The 18802-nt window shown below is 62.3% G+C and carries 17 protein-coding genes; 4 read left to right on the forward strand and 13 right to left on the reverse strand.

The window, feature by feature from the left end; all coding sequences use genetic code 11:
• Positions 1-40: 40 nt before the first annotated feature.
• Positions 41-3826 (reverse strand): magnesium chelatase subunit H, encoded by a 3786-nt coding sequence (locus BMY52_RS09505; RefSeq protein ID WP_090253799.1) that lies wholly within the window; start codon positions 3824-3826, stop codon positions 41-43.
• A 219-nt stretch (positions 3827-4045) separates the two neighbouring features.
• Between BMY52_RS09505 and BMY52_RS09510 the strand changes: the two genes are divergently transcribed.
• Positions 4046-4639, forward strand: coding sequence for a DUF502 domain-containing protein (locus tag BMY52_RS09510; protein WP_090253801.1), 594 nt, complete (start codon positions 4046-4048; stop codon positions 4637-4639).
• A gap of 59 nt (positions 4640-4698) precedes the next feature.
• Here BMY52_RS09510 and BMY52_RS09515 read toward each other — a convergent pair whose 3' ends face one another.
• Genes BMY52_RS09515 through BMY52_RS09525 form a run of 3 tightly spaced genes read right to left on the reverse strand, consistent with a single transcriptional unit; the run spans position 4699 to position 7353 of the window.
• Positions 4699-5673, reverse strand: a complete 975-nt coding sequence (locus BMY52_RS09515) for a S49 family peptidase (protein WP_090253803.1) — start codon at positions 5671-5673, stop codon at positions 4699-4701.
• Positions 5670-6365: an HAD-IIIA family hydrolase gene (locus tag BMY52_RS09520; RefSeq protein ID WP_090253804.1), complete on the reverse strand. Its 696-nt coding sequence runs from the start codon at positions 6363-6365 to the stop codon at positions 5670-5672. The genes BMY52_RS09515 and BMY52_RS09520 overlap by 4 nt, the downstream gene beginning before the upstream one ends.
• A gap of 34 nt (positions 6366-6399) precedes the next feature.
• The gene (locus BMY52_RS09525) at positions 6400-7353 is read right to left on the reverse strand and encodes an RluA family pseudouridine synthase (protein ID WP_238626654.1); all 954 of its coding nucleotides are present in this window, start codon (positions 7351-7353) and stop codon (positions 6400-6402) included.
• 426 nt (positions 7354-7779) lie between these two features.
• On the opposite strand from BMY52_RS09525, the gene BMY52_RS09530 reads away from it, so the two are divergent.
• Positions 7780-10779, forward strand: coding sequence for an Rne/Rng family ribonuclease (locus BMY52_RS09530; protein WP_090253948.1), 3000 nt, complete (start codon positions 7780-7782; stop codon positions 10777-10779).
• 58 nt (positions 10780-10837) lie between these two features.
• Here BMY52_RS09530 and BMY52_RS09535 read toward each other — a convergent pair whose 3' ends face one another.
• The gene (locus BMY52_RS09535; protein WP_090253806.1) at positions 10838-11371 is read right to left on the reverse strand and encodes a low molecular weight protein-tyrosine-phosphatase; all 534 of its coding nucleotides are present in this window, start codon (positions 11369-11371) and stop codon (positions 10838-10840) included.
• Between the two features lie 222 nt (positions 11372-11593).
• Here BMY52_RS09535 and fliK point away from each other — a divergent pair, with 222 nt between their 5' ends.
• Positions 11594-12814 carry a flagellar hook-length control protein FliK gene (fliK, locus tag BMY52_RS09540; protein ID WP_090253808.1) on the forward strand — a complete coding sequence of 407 codons (1221 nt, stop codon included), beginning with the start codon at positions 11594-11596 and terminating at the stop codon, positions 12812-12814.
• Positions 12811-13176 carry an EscU/YscU/HrcU family type III secretion system export apparatus switch protein gene (locus BMY52_RS09545; RefSeq protein ID WP_090253810.1) on the forward strand — a complete coding sequence of 122 codons (366 nt, stop codon included), beginning with the start codon at positions 12811-12813 and terminating at the stop codon, positions 13174-13176. The genes fliK and BMY52_RS09545 overlap by 4 nt, the downstream gene beginning before the upstream one ends.
• Here BMY52_RS09545 and BMY52_RS09550 read toward each other — a convergent pair.
• The 8 genes from BMY52_RS09550 to BMY52_RS09585 all read right to left on the reverse strand — a co-directional run bounded on the left by BMY52_RS09550 (position 13161) and on the right by BMY52_RS09585 (position 18794).
• Positions 13161-13565: a DUF2802 domain-containing protein gene (locus BMY52_RS09550; protein ID WP_090253812.1), complete on the reverse strand. Its 405-nt coding sequence runs from the start codon at positions 13563-13565 to the stop codon at positions 13161-13163. The genes BMY52_RS09545 and BMY52_RS09550 overlap by 16 nt on opposite strands.
• Entirely contained in the window at positions 13562-13768 is a 207-nt protein-coding gene (locus BMY52_RS09555) for a hypothetical protein (protein WP_090253814.1), read from the reverse strand. The genes BMY52_RS09550 and BMY52_RS09555 overlap by 4 nt, the downstream gene beginning before the upstream one ends.
• A 162-nt stretch (positions 13769-13930) precedes the next feature.
• Positions 13931-14410 carry a chemotaxis protein CheW gene (locus tag BMY52_RS09560; protein WP_090253816.1) on the reverse strand — a complete coding sequence of 160 codons (480 nt, stop codon included), beginning with the start codon at positions 14408-14410 and terminating at the stop codon, positions 13931-13933.
• Positions 14411-14524: 114 nt separating this feature from the next.
• Positions 14525-15196: a chemotaxis protein CheW gene (locus tag BMY52_RS09565; RefSeq protein WP_090253818.1), complete on the reverse strand. Its 672-nt coding sequence runs from the start codon at positions 15194-15196 to the stop codon at positions 14525-14527.
• Positions 15193-15996 (reverse strand): ParA family protein, encoded by an 804-nt coding sequence (locus tag BMY52_RS09570; protein ID WP_090253820.1) that lies wholly within the window; start codon positions 15994-15996, stop codon positions 15193-15195. Before BMY52_RS09570 ends, BMY52_RS09565 begins: the two co-directional genes overlap by 4 nt.
• Complete coding sequence (motD, locus tag BMY52_RS09575) at positions 15996-16883, reverse strand: flagellar motor protein MotD (RefSeq protein ID WP_090253821.1); 888 nt, start codon at positions 16881-16883, stop codon at positions 15996-15998. The genes BMY52_RS09570 and motD overlap by 1 nt, the downstream gene beginning before the upstream one ends.
• A gap of 38 nt (positions 16884-16921) precedes the next feature.
• A complete protein-coding gene (locus BMY52_RS09580; protein ID WP_090253824.1) occupies positions 16922-17665 on the reverse strand; it encodes a flagellar motor protein in 744 nt (247 codons plus the stop codon).
• A gap of 4 nt (positions 17666-17669) precedes the next feature.
• On the reverse strand, positions 17670-18794 hold the full coding sequence (locus BMY52_RS09585; RefSeq protein ID WP_090253826.1) for a protein-glutamate methylesterase/protein-glutamine glutaminase: 1125 nt from the start codon (positions 18792-18794) through the stop codon (positions 17670-17672).
• Positions 18795-18802 lie beyond the last annotated feature (8 nt).

Below are 18802 nucleotides of genomic sequence, written 5' to 3' on the forward strand. Positions count from 1 at the left end.
GAGAGGGGGCGGGCCCAAACCCCGCACGAGCCGGCCGGACTCAAGCCGCTGGCGTCTCCTGCTCGATGCCCTCCAGACGATCCTCCAGCTCCTCTCCGGCGCGCCGCAGGGCTTCCAGGGTCTCATCATCCGGCTGCCAGTAGTTGCGATCCGAGGCCTCCAGGAGGCGGTTGGCCATCTTCGCGGAAGCCGTTGGGTTGAGCTGTGCCAGTCGCTCGCGCATCTCCGGATCCAGCACGAAGGTCTCGGACAGCTTCTGGTACACCCAGGGCTGAACCTGACCGGTGGTGGCTGACCAGCCCATGGTGTTGGTGATATGCACCTCGATCTGGCGCACCCCCTCGTAACCATGCTTGAGGGCACCCTCGTACCACTTGGGATTGAGCATCCGGGTGCGGGTCTCGAGAGAGACCTGCTCGGAGAGTGTGCGCACCGTGCCATCACCCTTGGTCTGGTCGCCGATATACACGGGGGCGTCCTGGCCTCCGCGGGCCTGGCGAACAGCTCGGCTGATGCCACCCAGGGTATCGAAGTAGTTATCGATGGTGGTCACGCCCAACTCCACCGAATCCAGGTTCTGGTAAGTGAGTTGCACATCCTTGAGCATGCTCTTGAGCAGGGTGTCCTGCTTCATGGGCCGGCCACTGCGCCCATAAGCAAAGCCCTTGCGCTGGGTATAGGTGTTGGCAAGTTCATCCTCATCGTCCCAACGACCATTCTCCACCAGATTATTGACGTTGGAACCATAGGCCCCATCCGCGTTGCCATAGACACGCAGGGCGGCCGTCTCCAGGTCGCAGCCGTGCTCCTTCATGTATTCCAGGGTGTGGGCACGCACGAAGTTCTGTTCCGGCGGCTCGTCTGCCGACGCGGCCAGGAAGGTGGCCTCGGCCAGCAGCTTGATCTGCAGAGGCAGCAGATCCCGGAAGATGCCGGACAGGGTGATGAGCACGTCCACCCGCGGGCGCCCCAGCTCCTCCAGCGGAATCAGCGTGGCACCAGCCAGGCGGCCGTAGTTATCGAAGCGGGGTTTGGCGCCCAGCAGACCCAGGACCTGACCGATCTGGCTGCCCTCGGTCTTGAGGTTGTCACTGCCCCACAGCACCATCGCCACGGATTCGGGCAGGCCGTTGCCATCCTCCACATGGCGGGCCAGCAGGCGTTCAGCCTGCATGGCCCCATCCTTCAACGCAAAAGCGCTGGGGATGCGGAAGGGATCGAAGCCGTGGAGGTTACGACCGGTGGGCAGCACATCGGGCTGTCGCATTACGTCCCCACCAGGGGCGGGCTTGATGAAGCGACCGTCCAGGGCCTTGAGGATACCCTCCAGTTCCGTATCCCGGGACATGAGTTCATTGGAGCGGGCCAGCTGCTCGAACTGCTCGCGGCGCTCGTCGTCATTCTGGAACCCGGCCTCCTGAAGGGCATTGTCCACCGAGCCGGTTTTCACCAGGGTTTCCACCACGGAGCGCTCCAGGCGGGTGTCCTGAGAGGCCTCAGCCATGGCGACCAGCATATCGATACGCTCGTCCTCGCTCAGAGGAGTGCCCACCACATGCAAACCGTAGGGGATCAGGGTGTACTCCAGCTCCAGGATCTCCTCGCCCAGCTTGCGTACCCTTTCCTCGGCCTCGCCACCGGGCACGTCCCAGAGGGGCTCGGGCTTGGCCAGTTCCAGCTCGGCGGCCTGGGACTGGATCAGTTCGGCCAGTTCACCACGCTCATGCTCCTGAGAAGGCTCGAGACCGCGCCAGCGATCAATGGAGCTCTTCAGGTCCAGCAACCCACGATACAGCCCCGCATGGGACACCGGCGGCGTCAGGTAGCTGATCAGGGTGGCCCCGGAGCGTCGCTTGGCAATGGCACCCTCGGAGGGGTTATTGGAGGCATACAGGTACATGTTCGGGATATCGCCAATGAGGCGATCGGGCCAGCAGGCTCCGGACATGCCCACCTGCTTGCCCGGCATGAACTCCAGTGCCCCGTGGGTGCCAAAATGCAGCACCGCATGGGCCTTGAAGTCCTCGCGCAGGTAACGATAGAAGGCGGAGAAGGCATGGGTGGGGGCAAAGCCGCGCTCAAACAGCAGGCGCATGGGATCGCCCTCGTAGCCGAATGAGGGCTGCACCATCACTAGCACATTGCCAAACTGCCGGCCCAGCACAAAGATGGAACTGCCGTTGGTCAGCACCTTCCCCGGCGCCGGCCCCCACTGACCCTCGATCTGCTTGAGCCAGCGCTCACGGCGCACATGATCCTCGGCGGGAATCATGGTGTGTACGTTGGCATCGGCGCCGTACTGATCCTTGTTGCCGTTGATGATGCTGTCCCGCAGTTCATCCACGCTGTCGGGCACCTCCACCTGATACCCCTCTTCCTTCATCGTCTTCAGGGTGTTGAGCAGCGACTCAAACACCCCCAGGTAGGCGGCGGTACCGGTGTTACCGGCATTGGGCGGATAGTTGAACAGGACGATGGCCACCTTGCGCTGGGCCCGCTCGGCGCGCCGCAACTCCACCAGACGCCGGACGCGGGATACCAGCATGCCGGTACGCTCCGGACAGGTGAACATATCCTGGGTGTTCTCGGAATCGGTGAACTTGCAATGGCGTTCGCAACCGGCGCAGATGGCGCCTTCCGGGCCTGGGCGTCCGCCGTACACCATGGGGGCGATGCAGCCGTCCAGCTCCGGAATGGCCACCATGATGGTGCTCTCCACGGGCAGCAGGCCACGCTCAGAGTTGCCCCATTGATCCAGGGTCTGGAATTCCACCGGATGGGCGGCGATATAGGGCACATCCAGCCTGGAGAGGATTTCCTGCGCAGCATTGGCATCGTTGTAGGCCGGGCCACCCACCAGGGAGAATCCGGTCAGGGAGACCACGGCATCCACCGTGGGACGACCGTCCTCCATGAAGAATGCCTCAATGGCGGGACGTGAATCCAGGCCCGAGGCAAATGCAGGCACCACCTGCAGGCCGGCCTCCTCCAGACCCCGGATCACCGGGTCGTAATGCCCAGAATTACCCGCCAGCACATAGGAGCGCAGCAGCAGCACCCCCACGCGACCCTGCGCACCGCGTCCGGACACCTTGCCCGGCAGATCCTGCAAGCGATCTGAAAGACGCTTTTTCATGTCCGGATGGTATACACCCACCTCGGGATATTCGGCGGGTGAAGCGATGGTCAGCTTGCCTCGCACACCGCGACGCGGGCCATCCGCATAGCGATCCACCAGGAAGCGGATCATGTTGGCCATGTTCTCTTCCGAGCCGCCCAGCCAGTACTGCAGGGTGATGAAATAGGCGCGCACATCCTGGGCCGTACCCGGGATGAATCGCAGCAACTGCGGAATCCGGCGCAGCATCTTCATCTGCTGAGCGCCCGCGCTGGCCTTGGAATCGCCTTCCTTTTTGCCCCGCAGCCGTTTGAGCAACGACATGGGTCCGCTGCTCGGCTTGGACATGTCAAAGCTGCCCATGCGGGTCAGCTTGGTCACATCTCCGGCCGACATGGCACACACCATGGCGTCGCAGTCATCGCGTCGGGCCTGCAGATCCGGCAGGATCTGCTGAAATTGATCCTCCAGGAACAGCATGGTGGTGATAATGATATCGGCCTGGGCCACATCGGCCTTGCACTGCTCCAGGGCCTCTTCATCGGCAGCCCACTCGGAAGCGGCATGAAGCGAGAAGTGCAACCCGGGCAACTCATGCTTGAGTTCGGCGCGGGCCCGGTCGGCGGCGCTGGCCAAGTGGGTGTCCATGGTCACGATCACCACCCGTATGGGGGTCTGATCAACTGCTGACGAGGGCTTGGATGCCATAGATTCAGGTGCCTGTCGACTTGGGTTTTTTCGGGCGCGGATCTGGATTCACCCTTGGGATGCGTGTCAAATTAGATCGACCCGCGGCGGGTGTCAACCAAGGTGGACATCCGGCTCGCGCATCCGGGCACTGATCGTGCTTCAAGCCCCGGACACTCCCCACCCAATTCCAACCGCCGTAGCCGCACATTATAGTGTGCCGCGGCCTGGAGGTAAGTCTTGAAAGGATTGACCCGCACATTTCTCGCCGGCCTGGCTGCCATCCTGCCGATCGTCGTCACCGTCACGCTGGTGCTCTGGCTGAGTAACACCCTGGAGCAGGTGCTGGGCGCCATTCTCAAGGCCGTGTTGCCGGATGTACTTTACTTCCCCGGCATGGGCCTGCTCATCGGCATCCTGCTGATCTTCGCGCTGGGGGTGTTGCTTCGGGTTTATCTGGTACAGGGGGTCTTCCATTGGTTGGAAAGCTGGATGGAGCGCATCCCGGTGGTCAAGACCATTCATGGTGTGGTGCGGGACGTGACCCAGCTATTTTCCGGGGAGATTCATGAGCGCTTTGGCGAGGCGGTGCTCGTCACGCTGCCGGGCTTGGAATTTCGCCTGGTGGGGTTCGTGACCCGCAGTGATTTCGAGGGCCTGCCAGACAATCTGGGCACCCAGGGCACTGTTGCGGTCTATCTACCCATGAGCTACCAGATCGGTGGTTATACACTGATGCTGCCCCGCGACCGGGTGGAGCCGTTGAATCTGTCGCTGGAGGATGCCATGCGCTACACCCTCACAGCGGGCGTTTCCGCGCGACGTGAGGACTGACCGCTGGTCTGGCAATGGGCGGACCCGACGGTCCGCCCAGGCTCATCCCGAAGACCCGGTTATCGCAGGCTGGCCTGCCCCCACTGCTCAACCACGCGCAGCAAGGCCACACCCAGACCATCCGCCAGACGGGAGAACAGATCCTGCTTGCGGGTGAAATCCACGATATCGGGCTCACCAATCACTTCCCGGGCCACGTAGCCGCTACTGCCAAGACCGTCCACCAGACCCAACTCCAGGCTCTGCTCGCCGGTCCAGACCAGCCCGGAGAAGATCTCCGGATCATCCACAAGGCGATCCCCTCGTCCTTTCTTCACCGTATCCACGAACTGGTCATGGATGCCATCCAGCATGGCCTGCAAATGGGCCTGTTCTTCTTCCTTGACTGGCAGAAAGGGGTCCATCAGACCCTTGTTGCCCCCGGCAGTGAGCAGGCGCCGCTCAATACCCAGACGATCAATGGCCTCATCGAACCCGAAACCATCCAGGCGCACGCCGATGGAACCGACGATACTGGCCTTGTCAGCGTAGATCTGATCCGCAGCGGCGGCGATATAGTACCCCCCCGAGGCGCCCACATCCGAGATGACCGCATAGACCGGAATATCCGGGTGCTTCTCCTTGAGATGGCCAATGGCATCATTGATGTAACCCGCCTGTACCGGACTGCCGCCCGGGCTATTGATGCGGATGATGACGGCCTGGGTCTGGCTGCTCTCAAAGGCGGCCTTGAGGGAGCCCACCACCCGATCGGCACTGGCGGCACTGCCTTCACTGATAATCCCTTGCACATCCACCAAGGCCGTGTGACTGCCCTTGCGATCAACATCCCCCGCGGACATACCATCCATGAAGGTGAACAGCAGGAAGAAAAGGTAAAGAAAGCCCAGTGTCTTGAAAAAGATACCCCAGCGCCGGGCCGACCGACGTTCCTTGACGCCTGCCAGGGCGATCTCACGCAGGGCCTCCCGCTCCCAGTTTTCCGGGGCCTGATCCGAGCCGCGTTGGCTGGTGGCTTGATTTTCGTCACTCATGGTGTGGAATCCTTGCTCAGTGGTTGATGTTGCATCTGTTCATTCCCCAGCCAGGCCGGTAACTGCGCCACCCCGTTCAACACGGCCAAGGGCCGATGCAGCGACAGTTCCCGGGCATCGTGCACGCCCGAGGTGACCCCCAGCCCATGCGCACCGGCATTGGCCGCCATGAGCAGATCCAGATGGCTGTCCCCCACCATCAGGGCGTCAGCCGGAGCCACACCCAGTTCATCAAGGATGGATTCGAGCATTTGGGGATGAGGCTTTGAGAAGCTCTCGTCAGCACAGCGTGTGGCCAGAAACCGTCTCTGGAGACCGGTATCCTCCAACACCCGGTCAAGCCCCACCCGGGACTTTCCGGTGGCTATCGCCAGCCAATACCCCTGCTCCGCCAGTTCATCCAGCAAGGCAGGCACGCCAGTGAACAACTGTGCGGGTGTCTTGTCCGTGTAGAGGAAACGCTCCCGGTAAGCGGTCGTGAATGCTTGAATCAGGGCCTCGTCTGCCTGCGGATACAGTTGCAGAATCGCCTCCGGCATGCCCAGCCCGATGACGTGGCGCAACTCATCCGGCGGCCGGGTTTCCAGTTGCAAGGCAGTGATCGCCCCCTGCAGGCAGGCAATAATGCGCCCGATGGAATCCATGAGGGTTCCATCCCAGTCGAAGATGAGTAATTGATAGGGATTGGCCATAAATACTGTTGGTCTGTTGTCGATAAAACCCGGATCAGCGGGGTTCCAGCTTCTCCAGCACCTGTTCCAGGGCGGGATCCAGCGGCGCTACCACATCGTACGCACAGCCGCGGGTGGGCAGGGTAAAGCGCAGAGACGCGGCATGAAGAAACTGCCTCTTGAGGCCCAGACGCCTCATGCGCCGATTGAACTCGAAATCACCGTAATGCCGGTCACCCGCCACGGGGTGCCCTTCATGGGCGGCATGAACCCGGATCTGGTGAGTACGGCCCGTGCCGATCTGCACATCCATGAGCGTGGCCTCGGCAAACCCCTGGCGTGGTGTAAAGAAGCTATCCGCATCCTGCCCCTCCTCATCCACCTGCACCAGGCGCACCTCGCCACGACGCTCCGTGCGCGACAGACTCTGAACCACGCGCCGCGGCCCTCCCTGCCAATGACCGGCCACCAGGGTGTGGTAAACCTTATCGACTCCGCCATGACGCAACAGTTCATGAAAGGCCAGCAGGGCCGGACGATTGCGTGCCAGCACCAGGCAACCACTGGTCTCCCGGTCCAGGCGATGGGCCAGTTCCAGAAACCCCGCCTCGGGCCTGAGCCGCCGCAGGCCTTCGATGACCCCCACCGGAACGCCACTGCCCCCATGCACCGGCAGACCCGCCGGCTTGTTCAGGATGAGCAGGTCATCGTCTTCCAGTAATACGGACTCGGCCAGGGTTCGCGCCAGCCCCTCCGGCAAGGGCAGATCTTCCAGTTTCTTCTCACTGCGGGTCACTGGCGGGATGCGCACCACATCGCCCACACTGAGGCGGTAATCCGGCTTGCAGCGGCCCTTGTTGACCCGCACCTCTCCCTTGCGCAAAAGGCGGTAGATGCGACTACGGGGCACGCCTTTCAGGCGGCGCATGAGAAAGTTGTCCACGCGCTGGCCATCCTCGTCCCGAGTCACCTGGGCATGGACGACCCGCGAGGCGGGGCTTTGAGGCATTTCTGGCATGCGCGGATAATAACAGGTCATTCAAAGGTTTGATGCCCTTTTGCAACATTGCTATCATACCGTGTCGCGCTGGGTTGACTCGGCAGATATCGGATCGGCCCGGCAGTGTCTGCTGCCCGCCCGGATCGCCCCACCCCGCGACTCAACAGAACACCACCGGGAGACGCCTGCCAACGGCAAGTCACGTCTCCCTCCACGGACAATCGCTCACGAAACGCCAACATAACTTGATGATTCTGAGCGGATTTTTGGACAACCTTGCCCCCACGCCCCGGCGCGAACACCGCGCGGGCGTAGTGTTCCCATGGTTGTGCGCGTGGGCGCTGCTATTCAGCGCCGCGCGCCCCTCCCATGCAGCACCGCCGACGCCGGGTCACCGCCCGGGCGTGGCTGGGCCATGCACTCGAGACACACTTCATGAAACGAATTCTTGTCAACGCCACGCAGCCCGAAGAGCTGCGTGTGGCCATGGTGGACGGCCAGAAGCTCTTCGATCTGGATATCGAACTCCCCTCACGAGAACAGAAAAAGGCGAACGTCTACAAAGGGGTCATCACCCGGGTTGAACCCAGCCTTGAGGCCGCGTTCATCAATTATGGGGCCGACCGCCACGGGTTCCTGCCCTTCAAGGAAATCGCCCGCAGCTACCTGCCCCAGGGCGAAGACGGCGAGGTCTCGCCCAGGACCGGCCTCAAGGAGGGCATGGAGCTCATCGTTCAGGTGGAAAAGGAAGAGCGCGGCACCAAGGGCGCGGCGCTGACCACTTTCGTCAGCCTGGCCGGACGGTATCTGGTGCTGATGCCCAATAATCCCCGTGCCGGGGGTGTCTCCCGCCGTATCGAAGGCGAAGAGCGCAGCGAGATCCGCGAGTCCCTCGCGCAGCTGGAAGTCCCCCAGGGCATGGGCCTCATTGCCCGCACGGCCGGGGTGGGCCGCAGCGTCGAGGAACTCCAATGGGATCTGGAATACCTCAAGACTCTCTGGACTTCCATCGATGAAGCCGCACAGAGCCACAAGGGGCCTTTCCTGATCTACCAGGAAAGTAACGTGATCATCCGCACCCTGCGGGATCACATGCGCAATGACATCGCTGAAATTGTTGTGGACGATCCCAAGGTCTTCTCCCAAGCCCAGGATTTCATGCAGCAGGTGATGCCCAACAATCTGCGCAAGCTCAAGCTTTACGAAGACCATGTTCCCCTCTTCAACCGTTATCAGATCGAGAGCCAGATCGAGGCAGCCTTCCAGCGTGACGTCACCCTGCCCTCCGGCGGCGCCATCGTCATCGATCATACGGAAGCGCTGATCTCCATTGACGTGAACTCGGCCCGCGCCACCAAGGGCAGTGACATCGAAGAAACCGCCCTGAACACCAACCTGGAGGCCGCCGAGGAAATCGCCCGGCAACTGCGTCTGCGGGACCTGGGTGGCCTGATCGTCATCGACTTCATTGACATGGCCCCCAACAAGAACCAGCGGGAAGTGGAAAATCGACTTCGGTCGGCCCTGGAAATGGATCGCGCCCGGGTACAAGTGGGGCGGATTTCCCGCTTTGGCCTGCTCGAGATGTCCCGCCAACGCCTGCGACCTTCTCTGGGAGAATCCAGTCAGAACGTCTGTCCCCGCTGCAATGGCCACGGCCACATCCGCAGCGTGGAATCCCTCTCCTTATCGGTGCTGCGACTGGTGGAGGAAGAGGCCATGAAGGAGAAAACCAACCGGGTGCTGGCACACCTGCCGGTGGATGTTTCCACCTTCCTGCTCAACGAAAAGCGTCAGGTGATCTCCACCATCGAGTCCCGCTATCACGTGGACATCACGCTGATTCCCAGCCCCAATCTCCTCACGCCCCATTTCACCGTGCGTCGCATGCGTGATGACGAAACCGCCGACGAAATCGGCGACAAGAGCAGCCACCAACTGCTGTCGGAGGAGGAGCCCGAACTGGTCAGCCAGCCACGGGCAGCACGCCTGGAAAAGGCCTTGGTGCAGACCATTTCACCGCCCACTCCAGCCCCGGCGGAGACGCCAACACGGACCGACGCGCCCCCCGAGCAGAAAAAGCCGGTTTCTCCCGTCTCGCTCCCCGGCCTTTTCAGCCGCATCTGGACCAGCCTGTTCTCCAATGGCGGCCAACGCCCCGAGTCCCGCAGCATTGATGGCGACAGCCGCGCTTCTCGCCCCCCTCAGCGCACCGCCTCCTCCGGGCAAGGCACACGCACCGGCAGCGGGCAACGCCCCGCACGCACCCGCAACGTGGCTCCCGGCGGCCCCCAACGTCGCGAGCGTCCGCAAGCGGACAAGGACAAGGACAAGGAGAAGGAGAAGGAGAGCGGCAACGGCAGCCGCAGCAACCGCACACGCCGCAGTGGCAGCCGTACGCGCCGAGGCACCCGCGATGGCAACGAGAGCCTGAACGAGGACAAGAACCAGAACCGCAACACACAACCCGACGCCACTGACGAAGCCCCGCAGGCCAAGTCCGCCGAGACCGACAAGGGCCCGCAGGCCAGCGATACCAAAGGCGGTCAAAATGGTCAGAACGATGACGCCCGGCGTCGTGAAAAGGGCAGCCAGACCGCCAGGACGCAGCCCGAGAACCGCTCCCATGAGGCCAGCGAGGCACAGACTGATCCATCCCCGGCCGAGGCCACACCACAAGAGGGCAGCAGCGATCAACCGCGGGAGAAGGAAGGCTCAAACGGCGGTAACCGCAGCAGCAGTGGTCGCAGTCGGGGTCGTCGCGGGGGCCGTCGCCGTCGCCGTAGCAACACCGGCAATACGGATGGGCAACAGGATGGGAACGAGTCCAGTGTCCCGGGTGAAGGCGAATCGGACGATGCCAGATCCAGCGCCGAACAGCCCCCCAAGCGGCAGGGTGCCGATCAACGGGAACGCTCCGACGCCCCAGGGGAAAAGTCAGCCGCAGGCAAGGCCGAGACGCAGACGAGTGATGAGGCTTCTGGAGATAGGGGAGGTCAAAGGGCACCCACCAAGGCCCGGTCAGGCACCGGGGACACGCCAGAGGTGGCAAAACTGACCCACGAGGACGCCGTACCTCACGCCCGCGCCCTGCAAAAGCCGGACGAAGAGGCAAGCACCACGCGCACGGCCGACACATCCACCTCGGCAACCGGTGACGGTGACTCCGAAGAGAAGGCAAAGGCGGATGCCCCGAAAGGGCAGGAGAAGAGTGGTTCATCCGGGCGTGCCCGGGGCAGCCGGAGAAGTTCAGGACGTAGTGAACGTCATGACGAAGGCCAGGGTGCTGGCGGCGGCGAGCGCCGGGTATCGCGGGAAGAGATGGAAAAACTCCAGGCCGTGGCCAAGCAGGCCGCTTCCACCCCTGAGGAATCACAGACCCAGTCCGACCAGCCTCCCAGCGAGACCTCAGACTCGCGGAAGCCGGACCAGTGAGGCAGTACTGGGGTGGGCCCTGGCGGCCCACCCCACCCACGGAGGCAGCGCCCCGGCCCTAGAAACCATGCTCGCGGCGGATCTGCGCCAGCAGACCCCGCGACGCATCATCGATCATATCCAGCACGCGCTCAAAACCATGGGTGCCCCCGTAATAGGGATCAGGCACCTCTTTCTCCGTCCAGGCCCGCGAGTGCTCCATCATCAGACCCACCTGCCCCATCGGGGTCGTTTTCATCAGCGCCCGGATGTTCGCGAGATTATCGCGATCCATGGCCAACACGTAATGAAAACGCTGCAGATCCCCAGCCTCCAAACGACGGGCCCTCTGGCGACTCAGATCAATGCCACGATTCATGGCCGCCTTGCGGGCACGATCATCCGGCGGCTCCCCCACGTGATACGCATGGGTGCCGGCGGAATCCACGTGAATCCGATCCGTCATCCCCTGTTCCGCCAATAGATGCTCGAACACACCCTGTGCTGTGGGTGAGCGGCAGATATTGCCCAGACACACGAACAGCACCCCCACCCGGGAACTGCTGCCACCCTGCTCGGATTCGGACTGTAATACACGCTGAAACCATCTCATGAGTCGATCTTCTTTGCCGATTAAATCATCAGTAAACACCGGGGCTGGGGCCGCCCTGCGCACCCATGGCGTCTGCCGTGCCTTCCAACCCCGGCCAAGGGGAGTTGACTTCAGCGCCCCGGACATGAGAACAAGTCCCCTCCACCGGGGACATTGCATCCGTATTCCATTGACCATGTTCCCATCCAGGGATTCCATGTCAGCTCAGGTCCATCCGATTCAATGATCGACATCCCCACCAACCTGCCTCGGGTCCAGCTAGCCGACTCTGGCATCATGACCCAGCGCCCCCTGCAGGTGGGACAGGTGCTTCAGGCCCGCGTGGTAGGGCAGCCCGCCATGGCGGGTCAGCCGGTGCAATTGAGACTGGGCGGGCAGACGATCGAGGCGCGTCTGCCCGCGCCTGTGCAAACCGGCGATAGCCTGCGACTGCAAGTGGCCAGCGTCAAGCCCCGGTTGGAACTGGCCCTGATGCGTGACGGGCTCCGTGGCGCCGGCCCAAGCATGAACAACCCGCTCCCCCCATTGCTACGTCAGTGGGCTCCTCAACAAGGCAGCCAAGGCCCGCTGATGGCCTCTTTGCAACAACTGAATCAGACTGGAAGCCCGGCTGCTCAGCAACTCCCGCCAGCAGTGCGACAGGCACTGGAAGCTCTCTGGCAGGCCATGCCCAACCGGGAACGGGCCATGACCGGCGAAGGGCTTAAACAGACAATCCGTGACTCAGGCCTGTTCCTGGAGGCCCGCCTGGCCGGCGCAGCCACCACCGGCACGGATCCACGGGGCATCATCCATCAAGACCTCAAGGCCCGCCTGTTATCCCTGGCGGAGCAACTGCGTTCCACTCCCGTGCTCCACCGCCAGGCACGCCTCCCTTCCGGCGATACTCCGCCCCCCCTGCGGGACACACCCCCCGTGGCCCAGGCACGTGCGGCGCCGGCACAACTGGCCGGCCTGATGCCTGAACCCTTGCTGGATACGCTGCGTCAGCAAGTGGAACGCTCTCTGGCGCGCATGGTGATGCATCAGCTGTCCAGCGCTGAAAAGCCCGAGGAAGCGACGCCCCGCTGGCTGATGGAATTGGCGCTGCGCAATGGGCAGAACACCGATCTGGTGCACCTGCGTCTGGACCGCGACACTCGACGGGACAAGGACGCCGAAGAGCGTTCCTGGCGCGCCGACCTGGCCCTGCATCTCCCGGAACTCGGCCCGCTCAACATCCGCGTGGTGGTGCGCGGGGATCACGTCAGCACCCAGTTCTGGTCGGATTCCGAGAATGCCCGGGAGACCATCCAGACCGCCCTGCCCCAGCTGCGCCAGAACCTGGAATCCCGGGATCTTCAGGTGCTGAACATGAGTTGCCGTGAAGGGGAGCCCCCGAAGGACCCTCCGTCCCCCGCGGCCACCCCGACACGCGGCCCCATTGTGGATGGACACGCATGAACGGCAAGGAGTCCAGACCCGACTCCCGACAGGCCATTGCCCTGAAATACACCGGCAAGGGGGCACCCCGGTTGACCGCCAAGGGTGCCGGGGACATCGCCCGGCAGATTCTCGATCTGGCCGATGAGCATGGGGTGCCGATACACGAGGATGCCGCTCTGACCTCGGCACTGGCCCAGATCCCTCTCGGCGATGAAATCCCGGAAAACCTTTACGTGGCCGTGGCCGAGGTGCTGGCCTTCGTCTACATGCTCAGCGGCCGCCGACCCGGCGACCTCCAACCCGAACAGGCCCCTGATAAGGACAAGGATGTTGTATCAGTCACGCCGAGACGGGACCGAAGCTCTCAGGAAGGCGACTGATCCCGGCGCATGGCCAGCAGAAGTTCAGCCTCACCCACCGACAGACCACATTGTTCCACCAACGCCTCGCGCCCGGCCCCCTGCCGCGCCAGTCTCAGGGCATGCTGATAGGCCCCCTCATCCGGCACCCTCAGCAACATGTCTTCCTGCTTTTCAGCCAGCCGTGCGATCTGGCGCTCAATCCGCGCACGATACTCCTCGGCATGCTGGTCCTCCACATGCAGGGCGCTCAGGGCGCCACGCAAAGCCCCCAGGGAACGCTCCTGAGTCTCCAGGCGCGCTCGCAGATCCTTGATTCTTTGGAACTGCCAGACGCACGTCAGCATGCTGGCCACGGAGAGGGTCAGGGCCAGTATCAATACGCCGCCAATTGCTATTGTTAGGGTCATGCGTACTCGTCGATGTGATCGGGATCCTGATCCTTGGGCGGTGGCGGGGGGCGGCCCTTGTCCTGGATATCATCCCCACCGCCCTCCGGTTCTTTTCGCTCGGGTCGGCGACGGGGATGACGCCGGTGATCATCCCCGTCTTCGAGAACCGGGCGAGCCGGAATACCGGGCTGAATCGGGGCAATCGGAGTTTCAGCCGCCATCGTGACCTTCCCCCTTGAAAAAGTACCTGAGAAAGGCCCACGGGGCCTTCGGGTTCACCCATCAGAACGCTGAATCCCCCAGGAAATGCCGTGCATGACGGCACTCGGAGACATACAGCCTCATCGGGAGGCCGCTCAGGCAAGGCCCAAGCGAGTGGCCCACTAGAGATTCGCCACCTCTGCCCATTCGTCGTCGGTGAGCAGTTTGTTCAGATCCACCACAATAGTCAATTCGCCTTCGCGACTGGCCACGCCCTGAATGTATTTGGAACTCTCATCATTACCCACATTGGGCGCCGGATCCACATCCTTTTCGGCCAGTTCGATCACCTCCGCAACACTGTCCACCAGGATACCGATGACCTGTCCACTCACTTCAATGATCACCACTCTGGAGGAATCATCCGATTCCTTATCCATCAACCCCATACGCCGCCGGGCATCGATCACTGTCACCACATTGCCGCGCAGATTGATAATACCCAAAACATAGTGTGGCGCCCCAGGCACCGGGGCAATCTCGGCGACCCGCAGCACCTCCTGTACCTGCATGACATTGATCGCATAGGTTTCCTCGGCCAGCCGGAACGTAACGTACTGGGTGGCGTGGGTCGCGGAGGCGGATTGGGATTCTTTGGCCATGAGAGAGTTGAACCTCAGTCTGTTTTTTACGTGACCTGAAGCTGCCGGTTCCGACGCCTGCCCGGAACCCACCAACACAGCAGCCTGTCAGGTGATTCTGAATCCGTTGAGTGCTCAACCCCAGTTGCCGTCTTCCAGGGAAGACGCCAGATAATCGACATCCAGGATGGCACACAGATGCTGGATCATGGTGCCCGCCAACCAGGGCCTCTTGCCCTGAGCCGATCGCCAGCGTACCTGATCCGCCGTGACGGTCAGGGTTTCTTCAACCCTGTCGCAGGCCAGCCCCCATCGAGCGTCATCAATCAGGATGAGATTGCGCGGGGGGGCACGCTCGGGAATCCGGTCCCGGGGCATCACCAATTGGGTAATGTCCACCACCTTCACCTTGCGCCCGTGACGATTCACCAGCCCCATGAACAGCGGACTATGACCTGGCATGGGCGTAATCTTCTCGGGCATTTCCATGATGCCGTTGAGCTTGATCAAAGGCACCGACAGCGGCAATCCAGCCAGCCGGAACAGCAGACACTGGAAGGCGCCATGGGCCCAGTCAGGGGGCATGGCTTGCCGCGAGGCAACCTGGACAGCAGGCACCGGAGGAGGCACATCAGGCACGGATACCAGCTTCGCCCGGGTCATCACCCGGGGGGGCGCTTCCACCCTGACGTCTGTGGGCTCGGAGTCTACCTCGTCGAGGGCAATCTCCTGGAGCAGTCCGTCCAGATAGGCAGTCAGGGCCTGCTGCTCTTCCACGACCAGGGTTTTCTGGGAACGCTCCTTCATGACACGGCCTTCTGCTGGTAGTGGCTGACGGAATTGAGCAACCAGTCCAGCAATCGTGCATAGGCCTGACTCCCCCGCGCCTCGGGCATCATCACGGGCAGGGGCTCTCCGGCCACGCTGGCCTCGCGGAACTTGGTGTCCACGGTGATCACACCGGGCCACAGGCAATCGCGGTATTGATCCCGCAATTCCCAGAGTGCCTGGGTGGAGGCCCGCGTGCGGCGATCAAATAAAGTGGGCACTACCAGGTACTCCAGGGGCTGTTTGCGTGACTTCTGGACCATTTGCAGGGTATGGAGCATGCGATCGAGGCCGCGAATGGCAAGAAACTCCGTCTGTACGGGGATCAACAATCGGTCACAGGCCGCCAGCGCATTCACCATCAATACGCCAAGCATGGGTGGACAGTCCAGCAGCACGAAATCAAAGCGATCCTGCATGCTGGCAATGGCACGCTTGATGACCAATCCCATTCCTTCACGAGTCCCCAGCTGCCGGTCCAAGGTGGCCTGAGCCGTGGATGCCGGCATCACGTACAGGTGCTCATAGCGGGTCTGGCGCACGGCGGCATAGGCATCCAGCGGCTTGCGCTCGGCAGAACGCTGATAAAGGCTGTAGACACCCCCGGTGGCGCCTTCGGGATCGAAGCCGAAATAGGCTGTCAGGGAACCATGGGGATCCAGATCCACCAGCAGGGTGTCGTGTCCCCGCAAAGCAAGAAGCCCCCCCAGGGTCACGGTGGTCGTGGTCTTCCCCACACCGCCCTTTTGATTGGCTACAGCCCAGGTCACGGTACTCATCAGAACCCCTCCGGACTCACGCGACGCCGCTCCAGCAACATCTCCATGTCCTCCCTGAGCATCTCGGGCGGATCCCCATCCTCGGCACGCGGGCGCTGACCGGCCAGGATGACGATGGTCACTCGCCGGTTTTCCCGCCGACCCTCCGGCGTCTCATTGGTGGCAATGGGTCGATATTCACCAAAACCGATGGCGGCCATCTGGTCCGGGTCCAGGCCATTGCGCGCCAGCAAGTTCACCACTGTCGCCGCCCGTCCGGAAGAAAGCTCCCAGTTGGACGGATACACGGGACTGCTGATGGGAACATTATCCGTATGCCCTTCCACATGGACACGCACCGGGAAACGACTGAGGATCCCGGCCAGCGTTTCCAGCACCGGTATGGCCTCCACGGCCAGGTCCGCACTGCCGCTGGTAAACAGGATGCTGGTATTGATCTGGACCTCGATCCACAAACGATCCCGCCCCACGTCGATCATTCCGGCCTCGATCAAGGGTCGCATGGCCTCACTGATTTCATCGGCCATGAAATTGATCCCGGCCACGGCCTCCGCAAGACCCTCCACATCCACATCCGCCAGCATGGATTCCAGGCTGCGGGTCATCTCCGGCATTTCGATGGGGGCGGTCAACGGTGGGGTCTCGAGAATCGCGGGGCGTGGTGAACGGACAGGCTCACCCACCTGAATCGGGTCCACAGCCCGAGGGGGGGCGCCGAAGGCATTCACGAGAGATTCCGACAACACCCGATATTTACCCTCGTTCACCGAGGAAATGGCGTACATCACCACAAAAAAGGCCAACAACAGCACGAGCAGATCCGCATAGGGAATGGCCCATGCCTCGTGATTCACGTGGTCCTCATGTTTTTTGCGGCGTCTGGCCATAGTGTCAATATCGGCATAAAAGCAATTTTCTCAAGGCCCTAGCGCTGCAGATAACCTTGCAGCTTGGTCTCGATATTACGTGGATTCTCTCCTTCCGCGATGGAGATGATGCCCTCCACGATCATTTCCCGGTGGGCAGTCTGATTCTGAACCGTGGTCTTGAGCTTGTTACTCATGGGGAGAAAGAACAGATTGGCCGAAGCGATACCATAGATTGTAGCAACGAAGGCCGCGGCAATACCGGATCCCAGCCGACTCGGATCCGAAAGATTCTGCATCACGGCCATCAGGCCCATGACCGCCCCGATAATGCCCATGGTGGGTGCGTAGATGCCCATGCTCTCGAACACCTTGGCCGCCTGGGTATCGAAGTCCTCCTTGGTGCCCATTTCCACCTCGAGGATCGTGCGAATATTGTCTGGTTCCGTGCCATCCACCAGCAGTTGCAGGCCCTTCCTGGCAAACACATCCGTCTCTTCCTCAGCGAGGGACTCCAGGCCCAGCAAGCCTTCCTTGCGGGCCACCTGGCTCCAATTGACGATCTTCTCGATTGTCGCCTCGGGCTCGAGCCGTGGCTGCACGAACACCCAGGGAAGAATGCGAAAGGCGCGCATGAACACCGCTGGACGGGTCTGCACCAGGGCCGCCGCAATCGTACCCAGGATCACGATGATGAATGCTGCCGCGTTCCACAAGGCAGCCAGACCACTGCCCTTGGCAATGGTCCCCCCCAGCAGCGCCACCAGGGCAAGCATTACACCGATGAGGGTGAGGATATCCATGATATCAACTGGCCTCCGCCAACAACTTGCCAATCTGGGGCAAAGGTAATATCCGGTCCGCCAATCCCGCCTCGGCTATCGCCGCGGGCATCCCATAGACCACGCAGGTGGCCTCGTCCTGTGCCCAGACCGTGGAACCGCACCGCTTCAACAAGCGGGCACCTTCACGACCATCCGCCCCCATGCCGGTCATCACGATGGCCAGGGCATCGCCGCGGAAACAGGCAGCCGCGGAATTGAAGGTGACGTCCACGCAGGGCCGATAATGCTGATCGGCCGCACTCTCGGTGATTCGCACCCGTGATTGCCCGCCCCGACACTCCACCTGCATCTGTTGCCCCCCAGGGGCAAGCAAGGCCAGCCCTGGCTGCAGGGCATCACCATCCTCCGCCTCCTTGACACGGATTTTGCAGAGTTGATCCAGACGCTGCGCAAAGGCCGGCGTAAAACTGGCCGGCATATGCTGCACCAGCAGCAAGGGGAGTGGAAAATGGGCCGGCAGGGCCGCAAGCACCTTCTGCAACGCCAGGGGCCCCCCCGTTGAGGTGCCAATCAAGACCACCTTGAAATCGCTCAGCACCGGTGGCGCCCGGTCACCGCTTCCCCGGGGTGCTGTACGGGCTGTTGTTGTGGCGGGCGGGGGAACCCCCTGTCGCGCCGTCGGGGCGGGCGCCGACCGTGGCGCTGGCGCTGGGGCGCGGGCACCCAGGTCGCGTCCTGATCTGACAGATGCGCGGCGGCCAATGGCACGCACCCGACGACAGAGGACATCCCGGGCCTCCTGCTGATCGCGGGCAATATCCTCAAAACGCTTGGGCAGAAAATCCACGGCACCGGCTTCCAGCGCATCCAGGGTGGCCTTGGCCCCCTCAAAGGTGAGCGACGAAAACATGAGAATGGCCGTGGGCTGGCGCGCCATGATACGTCGCACCGCCGTGATGCCATCCATCACCGGCATCTCGATATCCATGGTCACCACATCGGGCTTGAGGGCAACCACCTGATCGATGGCTTCCTGGCCATTGCTGGCCGTACCCACCACCTCAAGAGACGGATCCGCATTCAGGATATCCACGATGCGACGCCGGAAGAAGCCGGAATCATCCACCACCAGAACGCGAACCGCCATTCACTGCC

It is taken from the genome of Ectothiorhodospira marina (genome assembly GCF_900109495.1).
Classification (GTDB): domain Bacteria; phylum Pseudomonadota; class Gammaproteobacteria; order Ectothiorhodospirales; family Ectothiorhodospiraceae; genus Ectothiorhodospira; species Ectothiorhodospira marina.

What these genes read in the sequence shown, in the direction of transcription:
- BMY52_RS09505 (WP_090253799.1), bottom strand. Translation starts at nt 3,826, where the DNA reads ATGGCATCCAAGCCCTCGTCAGCAGTTGATCAGACCCCCATACGGGTG.
- BMY52_RS09515 (WP_090253803.1), bottom strand. Translation starts at nt 5,673, where the DNA reads ATGAGTGACGAAAATCAAGCCACCAGCCAACGCGGCTCGGATCAGGCC.
- BMY52_RS09520 (WP_090253804.1), bottom strand. Translation starts at nt 6,365, where the DNA reads ATGGCCAATCCCTATCAATTACTCATCTTCGACTGGGATGGAACCCTC.
- BMY52_RS09525 (WP_238626654.1), bottom strand. Translation starts at nt 7,353, where the DNA reads ATGCCTCAAAGCCCCGCCTCGCGGGTCGTCCATGCCCAGGTGACTCGG.
- BMY52_RS09530 (WP_090253948.1), top strand. Translation starts at nt 7,780, where the DNA reads ATGAAACGAATTCTTGTCAACGCCACGCAGCCCGAAGAGCTGCGTGTG.
- BMY52_RS09535 (WP_090253806.1), bottom strand. Translation starts at nt 11,371, where the DNA reads ATGAGATGGTTTCAGCGTGTATTACAGTCCGAATCCGAGCAGGGTGGC.
- fliK (WP_090253808.1), top strand. Translation starts at nt 11,594, where the DNA reads ATGATCGACATCCCCACCAACCTGCCTCGGGTCCAGCTAGCCGACTCT.
- BMY52_RS09545 (WP_090253810.1), top strand. Translation starts at nt 12,811, where the DNA reads ATGAACGGCAAGGAGTCCAGACCCGACTCCCGACAGGCCATTGCCCTG.
- BMY52_RS09550 (WP_090253812.1), bottom strand. Translation starts at nt 13,565, where the DNA reads ATGACCCTAACAATAGCAATTGGCGGCGTATTGATACTGGCCCTGACC.
- BMY52_RS09555 (WP_090253814.1), bottom strand. Translation starts at nt 13,768, where the DNA reads ATGGCGGCTGAAACTCCGATTGCCCCGATTCAGCCCGGTATTCCGGCT.
- BMY52_RS09560 (WP_090253816.1), bottom strand. Translation starts at nt 14,410, where the DNA reads ATGGCCAAAGAATCCCAATCCGCCTCCGCGACCCACGCCACCCAGTAC.
- BMY52_RS09565 (WP_090253818.1), bottom strand. Translation starts at nt 15,196, where the DNA reads ATGAAGGAGCGTTCCCAGAAAACCCTGGTCGTGGAAGAGCAGCAGGCC.
- BMY52_RS09570 (WP_090253820.1), bottom strand. Translation starts at nt 15,996, where the DNA reads ATGAGTACCGTGACCTGGGCTGTAGCCAATCAAAAGGGCGGTGTGGGG.
- motD (WP_090253821.1), bottom strand. Translation starts at nt 16,883, where the DNA reads ATGGCCAGACGCCGCAAAAAACATGAGGACCACGTGAATCACGAGGCA.
- BMY52_RS09580 (WP_090253824.1), bottom strand. Translation starts at nt 17,665, where the DNA reads ATGGATATCCTCACCCTCATCGGTGTAATGCTTGCCCTGGTGGCGCTG.
- BMY52_RS09585 (WP_090253826.1), bottom strand. Translation starts at nt 18,794, where the DNA reads ATGGCGGTTCGCGTTCTGGTGGTGGATGATTCCGGCTTCTTCCGGCGT.